This is a genomic window from Faecalimonas hominis, from assembly GCF_054660755.1.
Genome location: NZ_BAAHSH010000037.1, coordinates 1 through 26,310 on the forward strand (window position 1 = coordinate 1; position 26,310 = coordinate 26,310).

Annotated in this window: 23 protein-coding genes; 2 read left to right on the forward strand and 21 right to left on the reverse strand. The window is 39.0% G+C overall.

Annotated features, from left to right (window positions below; genetic code table 11):
* Window positions 1–98: 98 nt before the first annotated feature.
* Together pyk and ACYQ35_RS06935 are read right to left on the reverse strand one after the other, a co-directional pair.
* A complete protein-coding gene (pyk, locus tag ACYQ35_RS06930; RefSeq protein ID WP_009756948.1) occupies window positions 99–1,535 on the reverse strand; it encodes a pyruvate kinase in 1,437 nt (478 codons plus the stop codon).
* Window positions 1,536–1,573: 38 nt separating this feature from the next.
* A complete protein-coding gene (locus ACYQ35_RS06935) occupies window positions 1,574–2,443 on the reverse strand; it encodes a hypothetical protein (protein ID WP_459831575.1) in 870 nt (289 codons plus the stop codon).
* Window positions 2,444–2,670: 227 nt separating this feature from the next.
* On the opposite strand from ACYQ35_RS06935, the gene ACYQ35_RS06940 reads away from it, so the two are divergent.
* Window positions 2,671–6,915: an acyl-CoA dehydratase activase-related protein gene (locus tag ACYQ35_RS06940; protein WP_459831578.1), complete on the forward strand. Its 4,245-nt coding sequence runs from the start codon at window positions 2,671–2,673 to the stop codon at window positions 6,913–6,915.
* Window positions 6,916–6,962: 47 nt separating this feature from the next.
* Here the strand turns inward: ACYQ35_RS06940 and gpmI are convergent, their stop codons facing one another.
* The 10 genes from gpmI to ACYQ35_RS06990 all read right to left on the reverse strand — a co-directional run bounded on the left by gpmI (window position 6,963) and on the right by ACYQ35_RS06990 (window position 16,551).
* On the reverse strand, window positions 6,963–8,501 hold the full coding sequence (gene gpmI, locus ACYQ35_RS06945; RefSeq protein WP_459831581.1) for a 2,3-bisphosphoglycerate-independent phosphoglycerate mutase: 1,539 nt from the start codon (window positions 8,499–8,501) through the stop codon (window positions 6,963–6,965).
* A gap of 89 nt (window positions 8,502–8,590) precedes the next feature.
* Window positions 8,591–9,217 (reverse strand): NUDIX hydrolase, encoded by a 627-nt coding sequence (locus ACYQ35_RS06950; RefSeq protein ID WP_459831584.1) that lies wholly within the window; start codon window positions 9,215–9,217, stop codon window positions 8,591–8,593.
* Between the two features lie 76 nt (window positions 9,218–9,293).
* Entirely contained in the window at window positions 9,294–10,043 is a 750-nt protein-coding gene (tpiA, locus tag ACYQ35_RS06955) for a triose-phosphate isomerase (protein WP_009756943.1), read from the reverse strand.
* A 67-nt stretch (window positions 10,044–10,110) separates the two neighbouring features.
* Complete coding sequence (locus ACYQ35_RS06960) at window positions 10,111–11,304, reverse strand: phosphoglycerate kinase (protein ID WP_009756942.1); 1,194 nt, start codon at window positions 11,302–11,304, stop codon at window positions 10,111–10,113.
* An 86-nt stretch (window positions 11,305–11,390) separates the two neighbouring features.
* Window positions 11,391–12,404 carry a type I glyceraldehyde-3-phosphate dehydrogenase gene (gene gap, locus ACYQ35_RS06965; RefSeq protein WP_009756941.1) on the reverse strand — a complete coding sequence of 338 codons (1,014 nt, stop codon included), beginning with the start codon at window positions 12,402–12,404 and terminating at the stop codon, window positions 11,391–11,393.
* A gap of 140 nt (window positions 12,405–12,544) precedes the next feature.
* Window positions 12,545–13,345, reverse strand: a complete 801-nt coding sequence (locus tag ACYQ35_RS06970) for a histidinol-phosphatase HisJ family protein (RefSeq protein WP_459831593.1) — start codon at window positions 13,343–13,345, stop codon at window positions 12,545–12,547.
* A 3-nt stretch (window positions 13,346–13,348) separates the two neighbouring features.
* Window positions 13,349–14,431, reverse strand: a complete 1,083-nt coding sequence (mnmA, locus tag ACYQ35_RS06975) for a tRNA 2-thiouridine(34) synthase MnmA (RefSeq protein ID WP_459831596.1) — start codon at window positions 14,429–14,431, stop codon at window positions 13,349–13,351.
* A 1-nt stretch (window position 14,432) separates the two neighbouring features.
* A complete protein-coding gene (nifU, locus tag ACYQ35_RS06980; RefSeq protein WP_009756938.1) occupies window positions 14,433–14,873 on the reverse strand; it encodes a Fe-S cluster assembly scaffold protein NifU in 441 nt (146 codons plus the stop codon).
* Between the two features lie 17 nt (window positions 14,874–14,890).
* Window positions 14,891–16,075 carry a cysteine desulfurase NifS gene (gene nifS, locus ACYQ35_RS06985; protein ID WP_016361559.1) on the reverse strand — a complete coding sequence of 395 codons (1,185 nt, stop codon included), beginning with the start codon at window positions 16,073–16,075 and terminating at the stop codon, window positions 14,891–14,893.
* A gap of 17 nt (window positions 16,076–16,092) precedes the next feature.
* Complete coding sequence (locus tag ACYQ35_RS06990) at window positions 16,093–16,551, reverse strand: RrF2 family transcriptional regulator (protein ID WP_009756936.1); 459 nt, start codon at window positions 16,549–16,551, stop codon at window positions 16,093–16,095.
* Window positions 16,552–16,689: 138 nt separating this feature from the next.
* Between ACYQ35_RS06990 and ACYQ35_RS06995 the strand changes: the two genes are divergently transcribed.
* Window positions 16,690–18,009 (forward strand): putative polysaccharide biosynthesis protein, encoded by a 1,320-nt coding sequence (locus tag ACYQ35_RS06995; RefSeq protein WP_459831603.1) that lies wholly within the window; start codon window positions 16,690–16,692, stop codon window positions 18,007–18,009.
* A gap of 30 nt (window positions 18,010–18,039) precedes the next feature.
* On the opposite strand, the gene ACYQ35_RS07000 is transcribed toward ACYQ35_RS06995, so the two are convergent.
* The 9 genes from ACYQ35_RS07000 to ACYQ35_RS07040 all read right to left on the reverse strand — a co-directional run bounded on the left by ACYQ35_RS07000 (window position 18,040) and on the right by ACYQ35_RS07040 (window position 26,309).
* Complete coding sequence (locus ACYQ35_RS07000; protein ID WP_459831606.1) at window positions 18,040–18,579, reverse strand: stage II sporulation protein M; 540 nt, start codon at window positions 18,577–18,579, stop codon at window positions 18,040–18,042.
* Window positions 18,580–18,630: 51 nt separating this feature from the next.
* The gene (locus tag ACYQ35_RS07005; protein WP_009756933.1) at window positions 18,631–19,173 is read right to left on the reverse strand and encodes an NUDIX domain-containing protein; all 543 of its coding nucleotides are present in this window, start codon (window positions 19,171–19,173) and stop codon (window positions 18,631–18,633) included.
* Between the two features lie 102 nt (window positions 19,174–19,275).
* Window positions 19,276–20,829 (reverse strand): ribonuclease Y, encoded by a 1,554-nt coding sequence (gene rny / locus ACYQ35_RS07010; protein ID WP_009756932.1) that lies wholly within the window; start codon window positions 20,827–20,829, stop codon window positions 19,276–19,278.
* A gap of 72 nt (window positions 20,830–20,901) precedes the next feature.
* The gene (locus tag ACYQ35_RS07015) at window positions 20,902–21,516 is read right to left on the reverse strand and encodes a regulatory protein RecX (protein ID WP_009756931.1); all 615 of its coding nucleotides are present in this window, start codon (window positions 21,514–21,516) and stop codon (window positions 20,902–20,904) included.
* Between the two features lies 1 nt (window position 21,517).
* Window positions 21,518–22,540: a recombinase RecA gene (recA, locus tag ACYQ35_RS07020; RefSeq protein ID WP_459831614.1), complete on the reverse strand. Its 1,023-nt coding sequence runs from the start codon at window positions 22,538–22,540 to the stop codon at window positions 21,518–21,520.
* A gap of 247 nt (window positions 22,541–22,787) precedes the next feature.
* Window positions 22,788–23,264 carry a methylglyoxal synthase gene (locus ACYQ35_RS07025; RefSeq protein ID WP_009756929.1) on the reverse strand — a complete coding sequence of 159 codons (477 nt, stop codon included), beginning with the start codon at window positions 23,262–23,264 and terminating at the stop codon, window positions 22,788–22,790.
* Between the two features lie 17 nt (window positions 23,265–23,281).
* The gene (locus ACYQ35_RS07030; protein WP_459831619.1) at window positions 23,282–24,853 is read right to left on the reverse strand and encodes a putative ABC exporter domain-containing protein; all 1,572 of its coding nucleotides are present in this window, start codon (window positions 24,851–24,853) and stop codon (window positions 23,282–23,284) included.
* The gene (locus ACYQ35_RS07035; protein ID WP_009756927.1) at window positions 24,853–25,548 is read right to left on the reverse strand and encodes an ABC transporter ATP-binding protein; all 696 of its coding nucleotides are present in this window, start codon (window positions 25,546–25,548) and stop codon (window positions 24,853–24,855) included. The genes ACYQ35_RS07030 and ACYQ35_RS07035 overlap by 1 nt, the downstream gene beginning before the upstream one ends.
* 95 nt (window positions 25,549–25,643) lie before the next feature.
* A complete protein-coding gene (locus ACYQ35_RS07040) occupies window positions 25,644–26,309 on the reverse strand; it encodes an acyltransferase (RefSeq protein ID WP_459831625.1) in 666 nt (221 codons plus the stop codon).
* Window position 26,310 lies beyond the last annotated feature (1 nt).

Consider the following 26,310-nt stretch of genomic DNA (forward strand, 5'->3'; position numbering starts at 1 on the left):
CTCGGTTTACAATTCATCTCCTAGTAAAAAATGTTAGTATGATTTTACCATAAACCCTTCAATGACGCCACTATTTTTTATCAATTTTTATTCAATTTTTATTCGATTACAGCAATTTTCATCATGTTGCTTACACCGTCTCGTGTTTTCTTCATAACCGGTGAAGGGATTCCCGCTGTCAATACAACAATGTCTCCCGTTTCTACTAACTGTTTTGCATTAACCAAATCAATTGCATCATTACAAATGTCTTCGGTTGTATGATATTCGATAGATTTGATTGGCAGAACTCCCCAGTAAATCTGCATTTTACGAAGAGTTGCTTCATTTGGAGTCACCCCGATAATATCCGCTTTCGGTTTGAATTTTGAAACTACTCTTGCAGTAGCTCCGGATAATGTTGGTGTGATGATACATTTTGCGTTAAGATTCATCGCAGTGGCAACGGAAGAATATCCGATGGCGCTTGAAATTCCTTTTCTTCTGTGTTCCTGCGCTTTCTCCAATAAAATGTCATAATCTAAGTGTTCTTCCGTATTTTCCACGATATGGACCATCATTTCCAACGCTTCCAAAGGATATTTTCCCTGTGCTGTTTCACCGGATAACATGACCGCATCAGTTCCGTCATAAACTGCATTGGCAACATCAGTCACTTCCGCTCTTGTCGGTCTTGGATTTCTCATCATGGAATCAAGCATCTGTGTTGCGGTAATAACCGGTTTGAAGTTATCATTACATTTTTTGATTAACATTTTCTGTAAATACGGAACTTCTTCTGCCGGAATTTCTACACCCAAATCGCCTCTGGCTACCATAATTCCGTCCGCACAGTGAATGATCTCATCAATGTTTCTGATTCCTTCTGCATTTTCAATTTTAGCAATAACAGGCAAAAACGGAGCGCCGCATTCTTTCAACAATGCCTTAATTTCAAGAACCCCTTCCACAGAGCGGACGAAAGATGCTGCGATAAAGTCTACTCCCTGTTCTACACCAAAAATAATATCTTCTCTGTCTTTCTGTGTTAGTGCCGGAAGACGCACAGGTACATTCGGAACATTAACCCCTTTTTTAGAGCCAAGTTCCCCTCCGTTTAATACTTTACATGTAATCTCTGTACCATTTATTCCTTTTACTTCCAGTTCAATTAATCCGTCATCAATCAAAATCTTTTTCCCCGGTTCAACATCTTCCACAAGGCCTTCATAACTGACGGAAACACGCTTGTTATCTCCCTCTATTTCTTCTGTTGTAAGAGTAAACGTATCTCCTTCTTCCAAAAATACTTTCTTATCTCCTTTAAGTACGCCGGTACGAATCTCCGGTCCTTTTGTATCCAAAAGAATGGCAACCGGTTTCCCTAACTCTTCACGGATTCCCTTTAACATATCCATTCTGCTTTTTTGTTCTTCGTGGTCTCCATGAGAGAAATTAAAACGCGCAATGTTCATGCCCTTTTCTACCATTTTCTTCATTAGTTCACGATCGTTTGTGTTTGGTCCCATTGTACATACAATTTTAGTTTTTCTCATCTTCTTATCCTTCCCTTTTTTCTTATATAATGAAGCACTTATTTGATATGTTCATGCGTAAATAAGTGATCCTGACAATATTCGTACGCGCCATTACATTTTGAGCAGTACCTGAATTCCAAATTCGGATCATCTAACTCTGTTCTTCCACAAACGGCACAGCGGTGTTTTGCACCAGATGCATGTGCCGCTGAATTTGCATTGGCATTGCGTATATCTTTTTGAAATTGTCTTCTGCGATGCATCTGTTTTGGTGAATGCTCCTTGAAACTTCTTGATGATAAATAAAAAATCACAAAGTTTAAAATGGATACACCCGCTGCTATTGCATCTGATTTTGTGATAAGTCCCATAATTCCCGTGCTGTATGCCGGAAGAAATGCCTGCACGATCGTGTAACCAAAAAGTACACCGTCAATGATGGCGAGCCATTTCACTTTTATCGGCAAAACGAAAAAGAAAAGAAACTCCATATCCGGATACATTGCGGCAAAAGCAAAAAACAGTGATAAATTCAAATATGCCGTTCCGATAGGAAACGATATTCCCGTGACAAAATAAGCAATAAATGCTGCAATTACATGGAAAAGCACGCCCGTAAAGAAATACAGATTAAATCGGAATGCACCCCATGTCGCCTCCAGATGCTGACCTATCATATAGTATAAATATAATGCAAACACCATAAAAATCGGACTTGACGAAGGTGGCTGCATTAAAAATGTGACAACTCTCCAAATCTGTCCGTGCATAACCGCCCCAGCGTCCATCGCCAGATATTGATAATAAAACTCAGGTTTTACCAAAGAAATTACAAATCCGACACCATATAGAATGATAATATAATACATCAGATTGTGTATTGCATATCTTCCAAATTTCCGTTCTAATTTCTGAATCCAGTTCATAAAACTATACTCCTCCACAATTTACTTAACATAGAACACATTCTACCTTTTGCAAACACATTTGTCAATTCAATCCAATGACTTTACATGTTTTTTACATTTTCCATACTAAATTTCCAATTGTGTTTTTTTTCTGATTGTCGTATAATGTAGTGTATTGTAAAAAAATACGATTTCATTTTAATAGGAAACAATAGATACCTATATATAGTAAGGAGTAGTTAAATATGCAGAAAACACTACATACATTAGGAATCGATATCGGTTCTACAACAGTTAAAATCGCCGTTCTAAATGAAGAAAACGAGGTTTTATTTTCCGACTACGAACGACATTTCGCAAACATTCAGGAAACTCTTTCTGACTTACTCGGAAGAGCCGTTCATAAACTAGGCACGATAGAAGTTTCTCCGGTAATTACCGGATCAGGCGGACTTACTTTGGCAAAGCATTTAGAAATTCCTTTTGTCCAGGAAGTTATTGCTGTTTCTACTGCCCTTCAGGATTATGCTCCACAGACAGATGTGGCCATTGAACTTGGCGGTGAAGATGCCAAAATCATCTATTTTGAAGGTGGCAACGTAGAGCAACGTATGAACGGTATCTGTGCCGGAGGTACCGGTTCTTTTATTGACCAGATGGCATCATTACTGCAGACAGATGCCACAGGATTAAATGAGTACGCAAAACATTATCAGGCATTGTATTCCATCGCTGCACGCTGCGGTGTATTTGCCAAATCCGATATTCAGCCATTGATTAACGAAGGGGCCACAAAGGAAGACCTTTCCGCCTCTATTTTTCAGGCGGTAGTCAATCAGACTATCAGTGGGCTGGCATGCGGAAAACCAATTCGCGGTCATGTCGCTTTTCTGGGCGGTCCGCTTCATTTTCTGTCAGAACTCCGAGAAGCCTTTGTCCGCACATTAAAACTGGACGACGAACATATTATCGCACCAAAGCATTCACATTTATTTGCTGCGATCGGTTCTGCATTAAATTCCGGCAGGGATCTTTCCATTCAACTTACCTCTTTGCAAATGCGACTTATCAATCGCATCGAAATGGAATTTGAGGTAGAGCGTATGACTCCTCTCTTTGCAAGCAAAGAAGAATATGACGCTTTTGAAGCACGTCACGAAAAGCATCAGGTTCCCGTGAAAGATTTATCTTCCTACAAGGGAAAATGTTTTTTAGGCATTGATGCCGGTTCTACAACAACCAAAGCAGCACTTGTCGGCGAGGACGGAACTCTTCTTTACTCTTTCTATCACAGCAACGAAGGAGATCCGCTCGGAACAACAATCAGCGCAATTAAAGATATTTACGATAAACTTCCTGAAGGCGTTGAAATTGTACACTCCTGTTCCACAGGATATGGGGAAGCCCTGATCAAGGCAGCGCTCTTACTGGACGAGGGAGAGGTCGAAACAGTTTCACATTACTATGCTGCTGCGTTTTTTAACCCTGAGGTAGATTGTATTCTCGATATTGGCGGTCAGGATATGAAATGTATTAAAATCAAGAACCAAACCGTAGACAGCGTGCAGTTAAATGAAGCATGTTCTTCAGGCTGCGGTTCGTTTATCGAAACATTTGCCAAATCCTTAAACTATTCCGTAGAAGATTTTGCTCACGAAGCACTGTTTGCAAAAAATCCTATCGATTTAGGAACACGTTGTACCGTATTTATGAATTCCAAAGTAAAACAGGCACAGAAAGAAGGGGCTTCCGTAGCAGATATTTCTGCAGGACTTGCTTACTCGGTTATCAAAAATGCCCTTTATAAAGTTATCAAAGTTTCTGATGCCTCAGAACTCGGAAAACACATTGTTGTTCAAGGCGGAACTTTCTATAATAACGCGGTTTTAAGAAGTTTTGAAACAATCGCTGATTGTGAGGCAGTTCGCCCCGATATTGCAGGTATTATGGGGGCTTTCGGCGCTGCTCTAATTGCAAGGGAACGTTACGATGAAAGCAAAACAACGACCATGCTCTCCATCGGAGAAATTAACGCCTTGGAATATAGTACAAGTATGACAAAATGTAAAGGCTGTACAAATAACTGTCGTCTGACAATCAATAAATTCAGCGGCGGACGAAGTTTCATCACAGGTAACCGATGCGAGCGCGGACTTGGAAAATCAAAAACAAAAAATGATATTCCGAACCTATTCGCTTACAAAAATAAAAGATATTTTGATTACACTCCTTTATCCGAAACAGATGCGAAACGCGGAACGGTAGGACTTCCACGCGTCTTGAACATGTATGAAAATTATCCTTTTTGGTTTACTTTTTTCGATGCATTAAAATTTAGAGTTGTTTTGTCACCTGCTTCCACAAGAAAAATATACGAATTGGGAATCGAATCCATTCCAAGTGAATCCGAATGCTATCCTGCCAAGTTAGCACACGGACATGTAGAATGGCTTATTCAAAATGGGGTTTCATTCATCTTCTATCCTTGTATTCCTTATGAAAGACAGGAATTCAAAGATGCAAATAACCATTACAACTGCCCTATTGTTACCTCATACGCAGAAAATATCAAAAACAATATGGACGAGATCACAAGCGGCAAAGTTGATTTCATGAACCCATTTTTATCTTTTAAAAATGAAGAGACACTGGATGAACGTTTGACAGAAGAATTCAGCGGAAAGTTTTCCATTACAGAGGCAGAAGTCAAGCAGGCTGTACATTTAGCATGGGAAGAACTTAAAAAATGCCGTGAAGATATCAGAAGAAAAGGTGAAGAAACGATTGCTTACCTTGACAAAACAGGTAAAAGAGGTATTGTTCTGGCCGGACGTCCTTACCATATCGACCCAGAAGTAAATCACGGCATTCCGGAATTAATCAATTCCTATGACATCGCCGTGTTGACGGAAGATTCCGTCTCACACTTGCACCCTGTGGAACGTCCTCTTCGTGTTATGGACCAATGGATGTATCACTCCAGATTATATGCAGCCGCAAATTATGTAAAGACAAAAGACAATCTTGATTTAATTCAATTAAATTCTTTTGGTTGTGGACTAGATGCAGTTACGACTGATGAGGTATCGGATATTTTAACACATTCAGGTAAAATTTATACTTCTTTGAAAATTGATGAAGTAAACAATTTAGGAGCAGCAAGAATCCGTATCCGCTCTCTTCTCTCTGCCATTCGTGTGCGCGAGAAAAAACATATAGAACATTGTATTCAGCCGTCTTCCATCACAAAAGTACCATTTACAAAAGAAATGAGAGAGACCTATACAATATTGTGTCCGCAGATGTCACCGATTCATTTTGAACTTGTCGAACCCGCTTTCCGCTCCTGCGGGTACAACATCGAAGTTTTAGGAAACGACAGTAAATCTGCAATCAATACAGGACTTAAATATGTAAATAATGACGCCTGCTATCCTTCCCTGCTTGTTGTCGGACAAATCATGGAAGCAATTCTTTCAGGACGATATAACACAGAGAAAATTGCAGTTATTATTACGCAGACGGGAGGAGGCTGCCGCGCTTCCAACTATATCGGATTTATCCGACGCGCATTAGAGAAAGCGGGGTACGCACAGATTCCTGTTATTTCCTTAAATCTAAGCGGACTGGAAGAAAATCCGGGATTTAAACTTACACTCCCGCTTGTATTAAAAGGAATGTATGCTGTTGTATTTGGTGATATTTTCATGCGTGCCGTATATCGTGTTCGCCCTTATGAGGTAACACCGGGAAGTACAGATGCGCTTCACGAAAAATGGAAACAAAAGTGTATCACATTTTTAACACAGAAACACCCGAGCCGCCGTACATTCAACAAAATGTGCAAAGAAATTATAGAAGATTTTGATAATCTTCCAATGAACAACGTAAAAAAAGTGCGTGTCGGTATCGTAGGAGAAATATTGGTAAAATTTCACCCAACTGCCAACAACCATTTAGTTGAATTACTCGAACAGGAGGGGGCTGAAGTTGTTGTACCTGATTTGCTTGACTTCTTCATATACTGCTTCTATAACAGTAATTTCAAAGTTTCCCACCTGGGTATGAAAAAATCAACTGCATGGAAAGCGAATTTAGGTATCAAAGCGTTGGAATGGTTCCGTTCCCCTGCGAAAAAGGCATTTGCACAGAGCAAACATTTTACACCGCCTGCTGATATTACAAATTTGGCAAACATGGCAAAAGAAATCGTTTCCCTGGGAAATCAGACCGGTGAAGGTTGGTTCTTAACCGGAGAAATGTTAGAATTAATCGAGAATGGTACAACTAACATAGTTTGTGCACAACCGTTTGCCTGCCTTCCAAACCATGTAGTAGGTAAAGGGGTAATTAAAGAATTGCGTCACCGTCACCCTCTCGCAAATATTGTCGCCATAGACTATGACCCGGGAGCAAGTGAGGTAAACCAGTTGAATCGAATCAAACTAATGCTTTCTACTGCAAATAAAAACTTACAGGAAAATCATTAAAAAAATAGCCAGACTTGGATATTTCCATGTCCGGCTATTTTTTACGCTTATTTCACTAACAATGATTTTCCTGTCATTTCTTTCGGCTGTTCCATTCCCATTAATTCGATAAGAGTTGGGGCGATATCTGCAAGGCAGCCGCCTTCTCTTAATTTATATGAAGGGTCAGCATTCACCAAAATAAACGGTACTTCATTTGTTGTATGAGCAGTAAACGGTTCACCTGTTTCATAATCAACTAACTGTTCTGCATTTCCGTGATCCGCACAGATAAACATCTGTCCGTCAACTTCTTTTAATGCTTCCACAGTTTTACCTACACACTCATCAACAGCTTCAATCGCTTTGATCGCTGCCGCTTCCACACCTGTATGTCCAACCATATCCGGATTTGCAAAGTTGATGATAATTACATCGTATTTATCGGATTTGATTGCTTCCATTAATTTATCACAAACTTCATATGCGCTCATTTCCGGCTGCAAATCATATGTTGCAACTTTAGGAGATTTCACTAAAATTCTGTCCTCCCCTTTGTTCGGCTCCTCTACACCGCCGTTAAAGAAAAATGTAACGTGAGCGTATTTTTCTGTCTCGGCAATTCTCGCCTGTGTCATATTATTGTTTGCCAAAAATTCTCCGAATGTATTTGTAATTTCTGTTTTGTGGAAAGCAACTAATTTATTTTCAATTGTCACATCATATTCAGTAAAGCATACATATGTTGTTTTGATGCGTTCTCCTCTGTCAAATCCGTCAAAATTGTCATCACAGAATGTTCTTGTAATTTCTCTTGCTCTGTCCGGTCTGAAGTTAAAGAAGATGATAGAATCGTTGTCTTTGATCGTTGCAACAGGTTTTCCGTCTTTTACAACAACTGTAGGAAGAACAAATTCGTCTGTTTTATCTGCGTCATATGAATTCTGAACTGCGCACACCGCACATTCCGCTGTTTCTCCCTCTCCTTTTACCATTGCATTATATGCTAACTCAACACGATCCCAACGGTTATCTCTGTCCATTGCATAGTAACGTCCCATAACAGATGCGATTTCACCTACACCGATTTCTTTCATCTTATCTGCCAATTCCTGCACATAATCTTTTCCTGATGCAGGAGGTGTGTCACGTCCGTCTAAGAAGCAGTGTACATATACTTTTTCAAGTCCCTGTTTCTTAGCAAGTTCTAACAAACCATAAATATGTGAATTATGGCTGTGAACGCCACCATCAGATACCAATCCGAACAGGTGAAGGGCTGAATTGTGCTCTTTTGCATTATTGCACGCTGCAAGCAACGCTTCATTCTCAAAGAAATCTCCGTCCTGAATAGATTTAGTAATCTTTGTTAAATCCTGATATACAATACGTCCTGCACCCATGTTCAAATGTCCTACTTCAGAGTTACCCATCTGTCCGTCAGGAAGCCCCACTGCCATTCCGCTTGCATTACCTTTCACAAACGGACACTCAGCCATTAACTTGTCCATAACAGGTGTTTTTCCCTCATAAACGGCATTTGCTTCGTGTTTGTCGTTCAAACCGTATCCGTCAAGAATCATTAAAACTGTTGGTTTTTTACTCATAGTATTATCTCCTTTATGTTAATTCATTAACGTTTTCTTTACCTGAATTATTTTACATGATTTTCTAATCGGTTGCAAGTTTTTCGCCTTTAAATACTCTCCAAAAAATCAAATACTTTCCCGTCAGGTGTATGTAAGAAGTGCATAAGCATATACGCACACATAATTGCAACGTTCTCTTCCCGCAAAATTCTTCTCACTTCTTTTCGATCAGCAAGTACAATTTCAATTTCTTCATTTTCTTCCTGTCCCGCTTTGGACGGTTTTCCTTTTGCATAGCCGTACACCGTTCCACAGGACTCGTCAGTCATTCCAACTGTAGTGAAAAACGGCTTCGTAAACATATCTTTTGCATTAATTGGTGTTAAATCAAGCCCCGTCTCTTCTTTCAATTCACGCACACCTGCCGCCTTAAAATCTTCTCCTTCATCTACCAGACCCGCCGGAAATTCATAAATATAGTCGTCCAGCGGACAGCGGTATTGACGAATAAGTACAATTTTTTCTTCATCATCATTTTCATCTTGATATAAACTGTAGATAATTACTCCGTCCGCTCTGTTTTGTCTCGTTGTTATTTTTAACTCATCAATGTTTTTTGCCCTGGACGCCACATAGTACGTACTTTCTTTTCCCGTATCACTCTTCATTTGCAGTGTGTACATATTCAGAAAACGATTATTTGTTGTCTGGCTTATTTTTTTAATTCTTCTCATACATGCCTCCTTGCATTTTCCTGTAGTCACAAAAAAGAAGCAGGATCTATATCCCGCTTCTTTTTATCAATAGGCATTATTTCCAATTAACAATCTTTCCGAAATCTGTTTTTAAAGAAGCGCCTCCTACAAGTCCGCCGTCAATATCAGGCTGAGCAAATAATTCAGGAGCGCTGTCTGCTGATACAGATCCGCCGTACTGGATACGGATTGCTTCTGCAGTTGCTTCATCATAGATTTCAGCAATACACTGACGAATTGCAGCACAAACTTCCTGAGCCTGTTCTGTCGTGGCAACTTTTCCTGTTCCGATTGCCCAGATTGGTTCATAAGCGATTACTGCTGTTTTAGCCTGCTCTGCTGTTACATCTAAGAAAGCAATTTTAATCTGCTGACGAATAAAGTCAATAGTAACACCCTGTTCTCTCTGTGCTAATGTCTCACCACAGCAGATGATAGGTGTAATACCGTGTTCAAATGCTTTTTTCACTTTTTTATTTACAGTTTCATCTGTCTCTGCAAAGTATTCACGTCTCTCAGAATGTCCGATGATAACGTATTTTACTCCAACGTCCGTAAGCATATTTGGAGCGATTTCTCCTGTATATGCTCCACTTTCTTCGAAATACATATTTTCAGCGCCAATGCAGATATTTGTTCCTTTTACAGCCTCCATTGCCGGAATAATGCTGATTGCAGGTACACAAAATACAACGTCTGCATCTTCTGTTGCTACTAATGGTTTTAATTCATTCAATAAAGTAACTGTTTCACTAGGAGTTTTATTCATTTTCCAGTTACCTGCAATAATTTTTCTTCTTGACATTTTATCGTCTCCTAATTTTATATATTTTGAGGTATATACCGATGAAGTTTTTTAAAGTATGTTCGGTCTACTTATCGTTTGCTGCTGCTACACCCGGTAATTCTTTTCCTTCAAGGAATTCAAGAGAAGCACCGCCACCTGTAGAAATATGAGTCATTTTATCTCCATATCCTAACTGGTTTACTGCTGCGGCAGAATCTCCACCACCAATAATTGTTACGGCATCTGTCTCTGCAAGCGCTTTTGCAACTGCTTCTGTACCATTTGCAAACTTAGGCATTTCAAAGCAGCCCATTGGTCCGTTCCATACAACTGTTTTTGCATCTTTAACAGCGTCAGCAAAAAGAACCTCTGTTTTTGGTCCGATATCCATACCTTCCCAACCGTCAGGGATTTCTCCACTTTCTACAACCTGTACGTTTGCATCGTTAGAGAAATCATCACCGATACGGTGGTCTACAGGAAGAAGTAATTTAACTCCTTTTTCTTCTGCTTTTTTAAGCATGTTTAAAGCGTATTCCATATAATCATCTTCGCAAAGAGAAAGTCCGATTTTTCCGCCTCTTGCTTTAGAGAATGTGTATGCCATACCACCACCGATGATAAGTGTATCTACTTTGTCAAGTAAGTTTTCGATAACAGAAATTTTACTTGATACTTTTGCTCCACCTAAAATAGCGACAAATGGTCTTTCAGGATTATTTACTGCGTTTCCTAAGAAATCAATTTCTTTCTGCATTAAGTACCCAACTACTGCTGTATCAACGAACTGAGTTACACCAACATTTGAGCAGTGTGCTCTGTGTGCTGTACCAAATGCGTCATTTACAAATACGTCACATAAAGAAGCAAGTTCTTTGCTGAATTCTTCTCCATTCTTTGTTTCTTCTGCTCTGTAACGAGTATTTTCAAGAAGAATAATATCACCGTCATTCATTGCTTCTACTGCTGCTTTTGCATTTTCACCTACAACAGTTGCATCTGCTGCAAATTTAACTTCCTGTCCTAATAATTCAGATAATCTTACGGCAACAGGTGCTAAAGATAATTCCGGTTTTGGTTCTCCCTTTGGTTTTCCAAGGTGAGAGCAAAGAATGATTTTCCCTCCGTCTGCAACTAATTTCTTGATTGTAGGAAGTGCTGCTACAAGACGGTTCTCATCTGTAATTTTTCCATCGATTAAAGGAACGTTAAAGTCACATCTTACAAGAACTCTTTTTCCTTTTACATTAATGTCGTCCACTGATTTTTTATTAAGCATAGATTGTGCCTCCTTATTTGTATAAATAAAGGGACCCAGTCCTATAAGACCGGACCCCTTTTGGAATCTTTATCTCTAATTTAAAATTATGCTAATTCAGAGAAATATTTGATTGTTCTTACCATCTGGCTTGTGTAAGAATTTTCGTTGTCATACCAAGATACAACCTGAACTTCTGTTGTTCCGTTGTCTAATGGAAGAGCCATTGTCTGTGTAGCATCGAATAAAGAACCATATCTCATTCCTACGATATCGCTTGATACGATTTCATCTTCGTTGTATCCGTATGATTCGTTTGCTGCTGCTTTCATTGCTGCGTTGATTTCTTCAACTGTTACATTTCCTTCAACAACTGCTGTTAAAATTGTTGTAGAACCTGTTGGAGTTGGAACACGCTGTGCAGATCCGATTAATTTACCGTTTAATTCCGGAATAACTAATCCGATTGCTTTTGCAGCACCTGTGCTGTTTGGCACGATATTAACTGCTGCTGCACGAGAACGTCTTAAATCACCTTTTCTCTGTGGTCCGTCAAGTGTCATCTGATCACCTGTGTATGCGTGGATTGTACACATAATTCCGGATTTGATTGTTGCTAATTTGTTTAATGCGTCAGCCATTGGTGCTAAGCAGTTTGTTGTACAAGATGCTGCAGAAATAACTGTATCTTCCGGTTTTAATGTGTCATGGTTTACATTGTAAACGATTGTTGGAAGGTCATTTCCTGCTGGAGCAGAGATAACAACTTTTCTGGCACCTGCTTTGATGTGTGCTTCTGCTTTTGCTTTTGATGTATAGAATCCTGTACACTCTAATACAACGTCAACACCGATTTCTCCCCAAGGAAGTTCTTCAGCGTTTGCTTTTGCATAAATTTTAATTTCTTTTCCATCTACAGTAATTGAATCTTCACCTGCTGTTACTTTATCAGCTAAAGCATATTTTCCCTGAGATGAGTCGTATTTTAATAAGTGAGCTAACATTTTTGGAGATGTTAAGTCGTTGATTGCAACTACTTCATATCCTTCTGCTCCGAACATTTGTCTGAATGCAAGACGTCCAATACGTCCAAATCCATTAATCGCTACTTTTACTGCCATGATTAATTCCTCCTAAAGTTTAATTATAAAATCACTGTTCAACAGTATATATGTGAGATTCTTTTTTCTTTGTTAAAGAATCATCAGCCTTTTAACATTGTACTAAATTCAAAACAAAAATTCAAGGTTATTTTGCATTTTTATCCAACTTGTATAAAAATTGGTTTTCTTCCCTTAAATTCTGTATAATATTTAAAACCACTGTCTTTTAAAACTTCTTTTGCCCTGTCAAAATCATAAGCAATATTCTCGGGCTGATGAGCATCTGACCCGACGGTAATAACTTCCCCGCCTAACTCTTTATATCTTTTCAAAATAGAAATATGAGGGTGGGCAAATCCAAGACCATACTTAAATCCTGCCGTATTCAATTCTATTCCCTTTCCCTGCATAATTAAAGAGCGCAGTATCTCATCTGTTATTTCCGCATAGTCCTGAAGAAAATAGGATTTTTCTTTTTCCTTTCCATATCGGACAACATAATCCATATGCCCCAAAACATCAAAATCCATCTGTTGTTTCACATATTCAAGAATATTCTCAAACCCATTCCGATACAGAATCGAATCTTCCATCTGATTTTCTTTCTCCTGATGCGGATCTTTCCCGTCAATCAGATGAACGGAGCCAATAACGAAATCAAACGAATATTTCTTCACATAGTTCCCCACAAATGTTTTTAAATGCGGTTGCAGCCCCATTTCAACTCCAATACGGACATCTATCTTTTGACGATACTCTCCCTGCAATTTCCTTAATGTTGAAAAATATTCTTCCGGACAAAAGACAAATTGTTTTCCCTCTTTGTCGTAATCTTTATCCATATGATCTGTGATACATACGGTCGTCAGCCCCTTTTTTATTGCTCCCAGAACCATTTCTTCCGGTGAACAATGGGCGTCTGTTGAAAACTCTGTGTGCATATGAAAATCTGCTCGCATCTGTTACACTCCTATAATCGTACCGCCGCCAATTACATATTCGTCGTCATAGAACACTACCGCCTGTCCCGGAGTAATCGCACGCTGCGGTTCATCAAAAGTACAAAGCACTTCATCTTCCGATGTTTTTTTGATTGTACACCATGCGCCTTTGTGATTGTATCGGATTTTTGCGAACACATGCATTTCCCCTTCCAAATCAGAAATGGACATAAAATTCAAATGGTTGGCACGCAAAGTATATGACATGGCATCTTCATTTGTACCTATAACAACTTCGTTTGTCTCCGGACGGATTTCCAGTACGAAAGCAGGGCGTCCCAAAGATAGTCCAAGACCTTTCCGCTGCCCGACCGTATAATGGATAATCCCTTTATGCTGTCCGAGAATATTACCGTTTAAATCAACAAAATTCCCTGTCTGTATTCTTTCTCCTGTCGTCTCTTCAATAAATGAAGCGTAATCTCCGTCCGGCACAAAGCAAATGTCCTGACTGTCCGGTTTGTTGGCCACCTGTAAATGAATCTTTTCTGCTATCTGACGGATTTCATCTTTCGTATATTCACCCACAAGCATCAGCGTGTGAGACAACTGGTTTTGTGTCAGATTATAAAGAGCATACGTCTGATCTTTTGCCAATGTTGCCGAACGCTTTAGTGTGTAACGCCCGTTTTCCAATTTGACAATTCTGGCATAATGACCTGTTGCAATATAATCCGCGCCAATATCCATACTTCTTTTTAAAAGAGATTCCCATTTTACATAGCGATTACAGGCAATACACGGATTCGGAGTTCTTCCCTGACGGTATTCCTCAATAAAATAGTCGATGACCTCTTTTTTGAATTCTTTTTTAAAATTCATCACATAGTAAGGAATCTCCAACTGACCCGCTACGCGTCGTGCATCGTCAACTGCACTGAGACCACAACAACCGCCGTTTTCTTCCTGAATGGCTCTGTCCTCGTCCTGCCATATCTGCATGGTAACACCGATCACATCATATCCCTGCTCCTTTAACAGATGAGCAGCCACCGATGAATCTACGCCTCCCGACATTCCTACAACTACTTTTTTCTTTTCCATATTAATATTCTTCTACCTCTTCTTCATCTTCATGAATATCTGATTTTGGTTTTTCTAATCCTTCAATTTTAATTCCGTTTTTTTCCGCGTAATCCCACAACGCTGCGTGAATGGCTTCTTCCGCTAACAATGAACAGTGTACTTTTACCGGCGGAAGTCCGTCAAGAGCTTCCATAACCGCTTTATTTGTCACTTTTAATGCTTCATAAATTGTTTTTCCTTTTACTAATTCTGTAGCCATACTGCTTGTTGCCACGGCAGCGCCACAGCCAAACGTTTTGAATTTAACATCTTGAATTACCTGATTTTCATCAATATCCAGATACATTCTCATAATATCTCCGCATTTTGCGTTACCTACTGTTCCCACGCCGCTTGCATCTTCTATTTCTCCTACATTTCTTGGATTTTGGAAATGATCCATTACTTTTTCTGTATACATATTCTTGTCCTTCTTTCTTATTTATTTTGTTTTTTTACAAAGTCTTCGTATAGTGGTGACATACTTCTCAATTTACTTACAATATCTTTCAAATTATCTATTACATAATCAATATCTTCTTTTGTTGTTTCCTCGCTCAATGTCATGCGAAGTGAACCGTGTGCAATCTCGTGCGGCAGACCGATTGCCAACAGAACATGCGACGGATCCAGAGACCCCGATGTACATGCCGAACCGCTTGATGCACAGATTCCTTTCATGTCTAACATGATTAACAAAGATTCTCCCTCGATAAAACGGAAACTAAAGTTCACGTTATTTGGAAGTCTTTTCTTTGCATCTCCATTTAATTTCGCATATGGAATTTCTTCAGAGATTCTTTCAATCATATAATCTCTTAATTGAATTTCTTTATCCGTGCGTTCTTTCATTGTGTCAACTGCAAGTTTTACGGCTGTTCCAAACCCTACGATTCCCGGAACGTTTTCTGTTCCCGCACGGCGCTTTCTCTCCTGTGCCCCGCCATGTACGAACGAACGGATTTTTACGCCTTTTCTAATATAAAGAAAACCGATTCCTTTTGGTCCGTTTAATTTGTGACCACTTGCACTGAGCATGTCAATGTGACATTCATCTACATTTACCGGAATCTGTCCGAATGCCTGCACCGCATCTGTATGGAACAAGATACCATGTTCTTTTGCAATCTCTCCAATTTCCTTTATCGGCTGTATTGTTCCGATTTCATTATTGGCAAACATAATGGAAATAAGAATCGTTGTCGGCCGGATTGCTTTCTTTAACTCGTCCAACTTTACAATACCATTTTCGTCTACGTCCAAATATGTCACTTCAAATCCCTGTTTTTCCAAATATTCCGCCGTGTGCAAAATAGCATGATGTTCAATCTTCGTTGTGATGATGTGATTACCTTTATCTTTATAAGCCTCCGCCGTCGCTTTTAATGCCCAGTTATCCGACTCTGAACCTCCGGCAGTGAAATATATTTCATTTGCCGAAGCCCCAAGTACATCTGCTATAATCTCACGCTGTTTTGTAATGACCTCTTTATTTTTAGAAGCAAAACTGTAGACACTTGATGGATTTCCATAATGTTCAGTAAAATATGGAAGCATTGCTTCTACAACTTCAGGTGCCGTTTTTGTCGTTGCCGCATTATCTAAATAAACAAATCTTTCCATTTTTTCTGTCCTCCCGCTTATTTGTTACAATCTCTATGTTCACATTTTTCAATAGAATTCATCGCTTTGCTTTCGCGCACAAGCTGGTCAAGTTTGATTTCATCAACTGTATTATTAATGCTTTCATTGATTCTCTGCCAGACATATTTCGTTACGCAGCCACCAGCTGCCTCACAACTTTCTTCCGCCGAAAACCCCGAGCATTCTACAGGTTCTAACTTTCCTTCCAGCGCCCGCAAAACATCTCCTACCGAAATATCTTCTTTTTCTTTCGCCAGTACATAGCCTCCTCCGGCTCCTCTGATACTTTTTACCAGCCCTGCTTTCTTCAGCAGTGCCATTAACTGTTCTAAATATCTCTCGGATATTCCCTGACGCGCCGAAATACTGTTAATCGAAACCGGTTCTACTTCGCTATACTGCGCTAAATCAATCAAGGCTCTTAACCCGTATCTTCCTTTTGTTGATAGTTTCAAGTTTTCACCTTCTTTATTTCCGTTTTTCAAATCCCTACTACTTTACTAGGAATTCCTTTTGTAGAATATCACTCCTTTTTTGTTCTGTCAAGGTCATTTCATGAATATGTTTTAAGGAAACAATATCGGAGTCATTTTATGTCCAAAAAAAATGCAATTATTAAAGGAACTTTTGTTTTGACTGCAACCGGTTTTCTCAGCCGGTTTATCGGATTTTTTTACCGGATTTTTTTAAGCCATACCTTTGGTGAAGAAGGTGTCGGATTATATCAACTTATTTTCCCTGTTTTTGCACTTGGATTTTCCCTGACAACAGCAGGCATAGAGATTGCCATTTCCCGTATTGTTGCACAAAAACACTCTCTCCACAGACATGCTGAAGCCCGCCGGACATTGTTTGTTGGACTTACAATGTCTTTTTGTCTTTCTTTTTGCACAATGTTTTTTTTACAAAAACATGCTTTTTTTATTGCAAAAAATTTTCTGCACGATACCCGCTGTACAAATTTACTTCTCGCTGTTTCTTATGCTTTTCCATTTTCCTCCATACACAGTTGTATTTGCGGATATTATCTCGGTTTGAAACGAACCCGGGTTCCCGCCCTTTCTCAGTTGGCAGAACAGATCTCGCGTGTTCTTTTCGTATACGGTGTATGTTACCTGATGTCCAAAAAACATATGGCGCCGTCCGTTTCCATCGCTGTCTTCGGACTTGTCTGTGGAGAAATCATTTCCTCCCTTTACTGTGTTTTTTATTTTTCCCGCAAAAAACCTTCAGGCAAAAATACCGTTTCAAAAATGCAGGGGACGCTTTCTGCCGGTATCGAACTGTTTCGTCTGTCTGCTCCGCTTACCGCAAACAGGATACTGTTGAATATTCTGCAGAGCATTGAAGCCGTCTCGATTCCTTCCTGTCTCATTTTATACAGACTGACAAACTCCGATGCACTAAGCACTTATGGAGTATTGACAGGAATGGCGCTGCCCTGCATTTTATTTCCATCTGCCATCACCAACTCAGTCTCCACAATGCTTCTTCCGACTATCGCTGAAATACAGACACAAAATGATAAAATGCACCTCATCACTCTTGTTAAAAAAGTCACTCTTTACATATTTACTTTAGGCTTTCTCTGTACGATAGGTTTTCTTATGTTTGGGAATTTTATTGGAAATATTCTTTTTCACAGTACACTTGCAGGTAAATTTATTTTAACTCTTTCATGGATTTGTCCTTTCTTGTATACGAACAACACTTTAATCAGCACATTAAACGGACTAGGAAAGACTACGACTACATTTTTCATCAACACGACCGGTCTTCTTATCCGTATCGCAGGCATCTTCATATTGATTCCCAAATTCAGTATCATCGGATACCTTTGGGGACTTCTCGTCAGTCAATGTCTGGTTACTTTTCTGTCCGTTGTTTTTCTTAGAAAATATCTTTCTTCATAAAAACAGGCCGCATATTACTGCGACCTGCTTTTATATGGTTCGTACAAACATTTTCATCAAAATAGGATTCACATATATTTCTGTAAGAATACCAAACAGCATCATACAGACAAGAAAAGCCGTTTTACCGTAATTCCATCTGGACATTGGATATGTGTAAAAATACCAGATAACAACCACATACGCTAATATGTAAAAGATAAACTGGGGCATAATTCCTATGATAAACAAAAGAACTCCCTTCATTCCCATGCGGAAAATAGCAGACACAATCAGAATTCCTCCCGAAAATCCTGTCCAAAAAAGGAAAATGGAAATGACTGCTTTTCTTATTTTCGTCTGACCAAGCAGAATCAGAAAAAGCAACGGAACAACCCTTATCCGTAAAATATAAAAAAGATATTCTTCCGGAATAATTTCAATCGAAGGATATTGGCTTAGAAAATATTCACTGAAAATCCCCGATGTACTAAAAATTTGATTTGAGACGATATTGGCATATAAGATACCCGTGAAAAACCCCAATACACAAAACGCTGTTATATAGGCTTTGCTTTGATGTACTTTCAATTAGATTCCTCCATTCTTTCAGATATTTCATTATATGCCTTGTCTTCTTTTTTATTCTTTTTTCTGCCACACCTCATACGCAAGTAATGAAGAAATTGTCTTTGCGTCCTGAATTTCTCCACTAAAAATTTTTTCTTTTAGTTCCTCCATTGTGAACGCTTCCACGTTGATAAATTCATCTTCATCTAAGCACTGGGCAGTGGATTTTAACTCCTCCGCCACATACACCTCTATTTTCTCGTTTGTAAAGGCAACCCATGTGCGCAAAGTAATCAGATGACTCATTTTTCCGGCAACATATCCTGTTTCCTCCTCCAATTCGCGCATGGCGCATAACAAAGGCTTCTCATCTTTATCCTCTAACTTGCCGGCAGGAATCTCCAACGTTTCCCTATCAAGCGCATTTCTATACTGGCGCACCATCAAAATCTTTCCGTCATTTCTGACCGGAATAATAGCAGTCGCACCATTATGATGAATATAATCCCAGTGTGTTTTCTTTCCGTTTGGAAGCTGTATTTCATCTGTATATACTTTTAAAATAGAACCTTCGTATTTCAACGTTCTGTCTGTTCTTTTCAATTGTTCTCCCATTTTTTTCCCTCTTTCAGTAGTATGTTTTACCGGCATAAGATTCTTCATGAATTTCTCATGCCATTAAAAAACCCTTGTCATCTGACAAGGGTTCTATTTCTCTTATTTTGCATAATCCGTAACACGTGATTCACGAATCACATTTACTTTGATTTGTCCCGGATATTCCAATTCAAATTCAATCTGTTTAGAAATATCTCTAGCCAAAAGTACCATATCTGCATCTGATACTTGTTCTGGAACTACCATAATACGAATCTCTCTACCTGCTTGAATAGCAAAAGATTTATCGACACCTTTAAACTGATTTGCGATGTCCTCTAATTGTTTTAATCTGTTTGTATATGTTTCTAATGTTTCTCTTCTTGCACCCGGTCTTGCGGCAGAAATAGTATCTGCTGCCTGTACGATGCAAGCAATTAATGTCTCAGGTTCCACATCACCGTGATGTGATTCTACGGCATTGATTACAACTGCTGATTCTTTGTATTTTCTACACAAATCAACACCAATCTGAATATGTGATCCTTCCACATCATGGTCAATAGATTTACCAATATCATGTAAAAGACCGGCACGTTTTGCCATTCTGACATCTAACCCAATCTCACCTGCAAGCAGTCCTGACAGTTGCGCAACTTCTATAGAATGTTTCAACGCGTTCTGACCATAACTTGTTCTGAATTTCATTCTTCCCAACAGACGAATCAACTCAGGGTGAATTCCATGAACACCTACTTCAAGTGCTGCATTCTCACCTTCTTCACGAATCATCGCTTCCACATCTTTCTGCGCTTTCTCAACCATCTCTTCAATTCTTGCCGGGTGAATACGACCGTCAAGAATAAGTTTTTCCAATGCGATTCTTGCAACTTCTCTTCTGATAGGATCAAATCCTGATAGGACAACTGCCTCCGGAGTGTCATCTATAATGAGTTCTACTCCCGTCAGTGTTTCCAAAGTACGAATATTTCGTCCTTCTCTACCAATAATTCTTCCTTTCATCTCATCACTTGGAAGTTGCACAACCGAAATAGTTGTCTCTGCAACATGGTCTGCCGCACACTTTTGGATAGCGGTAACAACATACTCTCTCGCCTTTTTCCCTGCCTCTTCTTTTGCCTGCGTTTCTAATTCTTTGATCATCTTCGCAGTGTCATGCTTTACATCTTCCTCAACAGTTTTTAACAGATATTCTTTTGCTTGTTCGGAGGTAAGTCCTGAGATTCTTTCCAGTTCCTGCACACGTTGTTTGCTAAGCTCTTCTACTTTCACTTCACGCTGCTTGATTTGTTCTTCTCTTGCAACAAAGTTTGCCTCACGCTGCTCAATTACATCTGCCTTTTTATCCAGCGCTTCTTCTTTGGAAAGCACACGTTTCTCATATCGCTGTAATTCTGCTCTGCGTTCCTTTGTCTCTTTTTCAAGTTCGTTCTTCGTCTTAATAGACTCTTCTTTTACTTCCAAAAGAGCTTCTTTCTTAGTTGTTTCAGCTGTTTTCAATGCGTCATCTATTATTTCTCTCGCTTTACTTTCCGCATTGCCAATCTTGGAATCTGCATTCTTCTTCAAATTGGAAACGGTAGCAAAGTAAGTAACGATTGCCGTTATAACAAGTGTAATAACTACAGCAATAATTATACTAATACTTGGCACAGGAGCACCTCCTTATTTAATTTTCATTGTACAAATACAACACTTAAATTTTATACTGTTTTGCTAAATCTGTCAAGCATTCCAGTCAGAAATTTGTATCACCTGACGGATACTATCATACGAAAAACCTTTTCTCGCCAGATATCCATATATCTTCTGTCTCTCACTGTCAGTAGCATTATATGGATCAAAACGCTTTTTTTCAACCAGTTTTTTTATTGCGGTTAACTCCTCGCCATCTTCATAGCACTCTTCCATGGCGTTCGCAATCACATCTTTTGCTATACCTTTCTGGCATAATTTTGCATAGATTTCTTTTCGACTTTTACTGTCCTGTCTGCTTAAAACAAACCGCTTCGCATAGGCACTGTCCTCAATATATCCAAAAGATTTCACATAAGAAATTGCAGTATCAATCATGTCATCTGTATAATGTCCCTGTCTTAACTTCGTCCTTAACTGCTCTTCCGTCCTATCCATCTGATTTAAAAGATGTAACGCCCGCAATTTGACTCTCTTCAAAATCACTTCATTCTTTATCTTCTCATAGATTTCTTCTGAAACATCTTCTCCCTGCACAATACGAAAACGGGAAAGCTCACCTTTGTATAATACAAAAGCGAACTTTCCGTCAATATAAACCTTCCATTTTGTCTTTGTCAGAGGTTCTATCTGAGTAACAACCATTTTACTCTTCCTCTTTATCTTCTTTTGTGACGCCAAGTCCATAGTGTTCACGGACTTTTGCTTCCAGTTCTTCCATAATCTCAGGGTGTGTGTGCAGATAAGTTTTGGCATTTTCACGTCCCTGACCGATTTTCTCTCCGTTATAGGCATACCATGAACCGCTCTTATTTACTAAGTCAATACCTGTCGCCAAATCTAAAACATCGCCCTCTTTGGAAATCCCCTTTCCAAACATAATATCAAATTCCGCTTCCTTAAACGGAGGTGCTATCTTATTCTTGACAATCTTGATTCTTGTACGGTTTCCAACCATCTCACCGCTTTGTTTCAATGTCTCGATTCTTCGCACGTCCATACGAACAGAAGCATAGAATTTTAACGCACGTCCACCTGTTGTCGTCTCAGGGTTACCAAACATCACACCGACTTTTTCACGCAACTGATTAATGAAAATAACAACGCAGTTTGACTTACTGATAACAGGAGTGAGTTTTCTCAAAGCCTGCGACATAAGTCTCGCCTGAAGTCCCACATGGCTGTCTCCCATATCCCCTTCTATTTCCTGCTTCGGAACTAACGCTGCCACTGAGTCAATAACTACAATATCCATTGCTCCTGAGCGAACCATTGTCTCTGCAATCTCAAGAGCCTGGTCACCGCTGTCCGGCTGAGAAATATACAGTTCGTCAATATCAACCCCTATATTCTTCGCATATACAGGATCCAATGCATGTTCCGCATCAATAAATCCCGCAATTCCTCCTCTTTTCTGAACTTCCGCTATCATATGTAAAGTAACTGTTGTCTTACCGCTTGATTCAGGACCGTATACTTCTATTACACGTCCCTTAGGAACTCCTCCAAGTCCTAATGCAATATCAAGACTTAAAGAACCTGTAGGAACAGTCTCTACTGACACGTTAGCACCGGCATCACCCAGTTTCATTACCGTCCCTTTACCAAAATCTTTCTCTAATTTAGATATCGCTGCATCTAATGCTTTTAATTTATCGTCTGTTGCCATAATAATCTCCTTTTCATGCGAACCTATGTTCGTTTTCTAGTAATATAGTAGTATACTTTTTTTCAAATGTCAACACTTTCTTGCCGCTGTCACCTTCTTTATTCTATTTTAAATTCTGCGGGAAATGGGAGTGAGATACTCCTTGTCTGAATTGTCTCTTGTAGAATTGTATATACCATATCACATTTATATCATTTTCTCAAGAAAAATATCTCCGCCCTTATCATTGCGGAGATATTTTAACATTTTATTTCATCTGACTGACACGTTCTTCCACTTTTTTATTAAAATTTTCAACTCTTCTGTTATAAGTTGTCGTCATATATTTTGAGTGCAGCATAAAATCTGCCGTAGACAGATTATTTGCAATCGGTATATCATAGACTACCGCTATACGAAGCAGCGCTTTTACGTCAGGATCATGTGGCTGTGCTTCCAGAGGATCCCAAAGAAAAATCATAAAATCAATGTTACCCTCTACAATTTTCGCGCCAATCTGCTGGTCGCCTCCAAGTGGTCCACTGTTATATCCTTTTACTTTAAGTCCTGTTCTTTCTGTAATAAGTCTGGAAGTTGTTCCCGTTCCGCACAGAGAATGTTCTCTTAAAATTTCTTTATTTCTTTCGCACCATTCGACTAATTCTTTTTTCTTTCCATCGTGGGCAACCAGTGCGATGTTTTTTCTCTTGCCTATTTCAAATGTAACAAAATTTTCTTGAAGCATTATCTTCCCTCCTAACTTTAACCGGCCTGTTCCATCTCACCAAATCTTGAAGATGCCAAAAGACCTATCAATATCACCATTAGTATACTATAAATTAGTATAACTGGGAAGAGCAACCTCATACTGATAAATATTCCCGCTACAGCGCCAAATAGTGCCCCCATGCCAAGCGTTGCCGACTGAAACAGCATATAAATCATATTTCTTACGTTTACTCCCGAAGACGCGCCTAATATAGAGTCTGCCAGTACACGCATATACAGTTTATTTGCCTGCAGCACAACATAAATGGCAATCGCCAAAACAATTTCAAATACAGGGATTTTCCATGCAATTCCAAGAGAAACCGCCAATATACTGCCATCGATAAACGAGCGGATATGTTCTATTACCGTTGCATACCACATTTTTCTCACAGGGGTATCCGGAATAAGATATAAATATGGATTTTTCAACTCTTTTTCCCATTTTCCGGTATAACCGGTAGCACAGAAAATAATGTACGCCATAACGAGTAACAGCATCACCTGAGGAGGTATCCCGTTCTCAACCCCTATTATTTTTATAAATAAAAACGCAATGCCAATTATTACAAGAGTCATGCCTCCAAAAATGAAAAATCGTTCCTTTTTATATTCTAATAACTGGCGATAAAAAATCGCTTTCGCTCCCGACGCTTTATAGTCCATTTTCACCGCTTTTTTAAACGTTTTCTTTTTTCCGATGGACATTACCATCTCACCGTTTTTGCTCTTATTACGAAATTCCACATAATCATCGGCAAATTTTGCCGCTTCCTCATAATATCCGCCCGTACATTTCATTTTGTAAGCAATAAAAAACATAATTGCAACAGACAGAAAATATAAAATACTGCAGATTACGTTTAACGTTGTTGCCCCTAAAAACACCATACGGTAAACGGCTATATTCCACCCAAGAAACGGAATCATCTGAATAACGGGATAATCCACAAATTGAGTAAGCGTTTCCGGTGACATTCCATTTTCTCTGAAATAGAAAACAGCCACGCACACTACCCCTAAAAGAAAAACATAAATACTTCTGCAAATCCACGTTGTCGTTTTGAAAGACATTTTTTCGTTTGCATACAAAAATATAATCAGGCTCATCTCAAAGATCAGTTCCAAAATAAGCATACCAAACGAAGTAAGCAGTGCTTTTGGAAAACTGATTTGAAAAACAACCAATTCTCCGTAAAAAATAATGAGTGTCATAACAAAACTGAACATATAGTTTTTCATTGCTCCCATGAGAAGAATCGCTTTAGGCGATATTGGCGCAGTAAAAATAAAATGTGTGTGGCTCGGTTTAAAAATAATTCCCTTTTTCTTCGCATAAGTAACAAAATTAGTAAAGAAAATAAATGTAGTCCATATTGTCAGCAAAGTAACCAATGCTATATTTTCAGTAAAAATACCTGATACCCTCCATGCAAACGCCCCGCTGCCCAAAATAATGGCATATATAAAAATAACAGCGAGAAACAGATAGGTGGTTGGTTTTTTAACTGCCTTTTTCATAAAGTTAATTCCGCTTCTTTTCGTCACATACCAAAGCGCTTTCATTACTCATCACCGCCTGTCAATTCAAAGAACACATCGTCAATATCTTTTTCCCCCAACTCTTCTTTTGTATATGTTCCGATAATTTTTCCTTTTTCCATTACATACATAATATCCCACAGTTCTTTAACCATCTCCAGCATATGTGTGCTGATTAAAACAGTGACATTATTATCCCGCAATTCCAATACAACTTCTTTTAACTCTTTGATAGCTTTAGGATCTAATCCAACCATAGGTTCATCAAATAAAATTACTTTTGGCTGAAGTGCCAACGCACAACAAATGCTGACTTTCTGCATCATACCTTTCGATAATTCATTCCCCAACTTATCCTGTTTATCCCAAAGTTCAAATCTATCCAATACTTGTTTTATCTCTTCGTCCGTAATCCTGCTTTCATATGCTTTTCGTATGTATTCAATATGCTCTCTTACCGTAAGCGCCTCAAACATCGCCGGAATTTCCGGAACATAAGCAAAAAGTTTCTTTGCCTCCAGCGTTTTTGAGGAAAGTCTTTGAATTCCGATTCCACCTTCATATTTCAAAAGACCTGCGATACTTTTAATAATTGTCGATTTTCCTGCCCCGTTCGGTCCAAGCAAAATACCTACCTTCCCATCAGGGACGGTAAAACTTACGTTATCTACCGCCAAATATTTACCATATCTTTTCCTTAAATTCTGTACCTCCAGCATCTCATTTCCTCCTGTCCGTCACTCAGCAGAAAAGCCAAGTGTATTATCTGTTTGGTACAATAATACACTTGGCTTTTTAAATTGTCAATAAATTTTTATTGCTTTTCCGCAATTTCTCCCTGTTTTTTATATATGGATTTTGCCGGAACATATCCTCTTACCATGGACAGCGGATAAATATTTGTATGGCTTCCCACAACCGTTCCCGGATTTAATACTGAGCCGCAGCCCACTTCAACTTCATCTCCCAATATTGCTCCGAATTTTTTCAACCCGGTCTCTACAATATTTTCTTCTGTTCTTATCGTCACAAGAGTTTTATCAGATTTCACATTTGAAGTGATCGAGCCTGCACCCATATGAGATTTATATCCCAAAATAGAATCTCCGACATAATTGTAATGCGGAACCTGTACTTTATTAAACAAAATTACATTTTTCAATTCTGTTGAATTTCCTACTACCGCACCTTCGCCGACAATTGCATTTCCTCTAATAAATGCGCAGTGACGTACTTCCGCATTTTCTCCAATAATTGCCGGACCGTGAATGTAAGCGGTTGTCGCTACCGTGGCATTTTTAGCAATCCAAATATCCTTATCGCGTTTCTCATATTTCTCTTCATCTAATGTTTCACCGAGTTCTACAATAAATGCACTGATTTTAGGGAGCGCTTCCCACGGATAAGTAACGCTGTTCAGTAAATCTTTTGCAATTGTTTCATTCAAGTTAAATAATTCTTTTACCGTTAATTTTTCCATA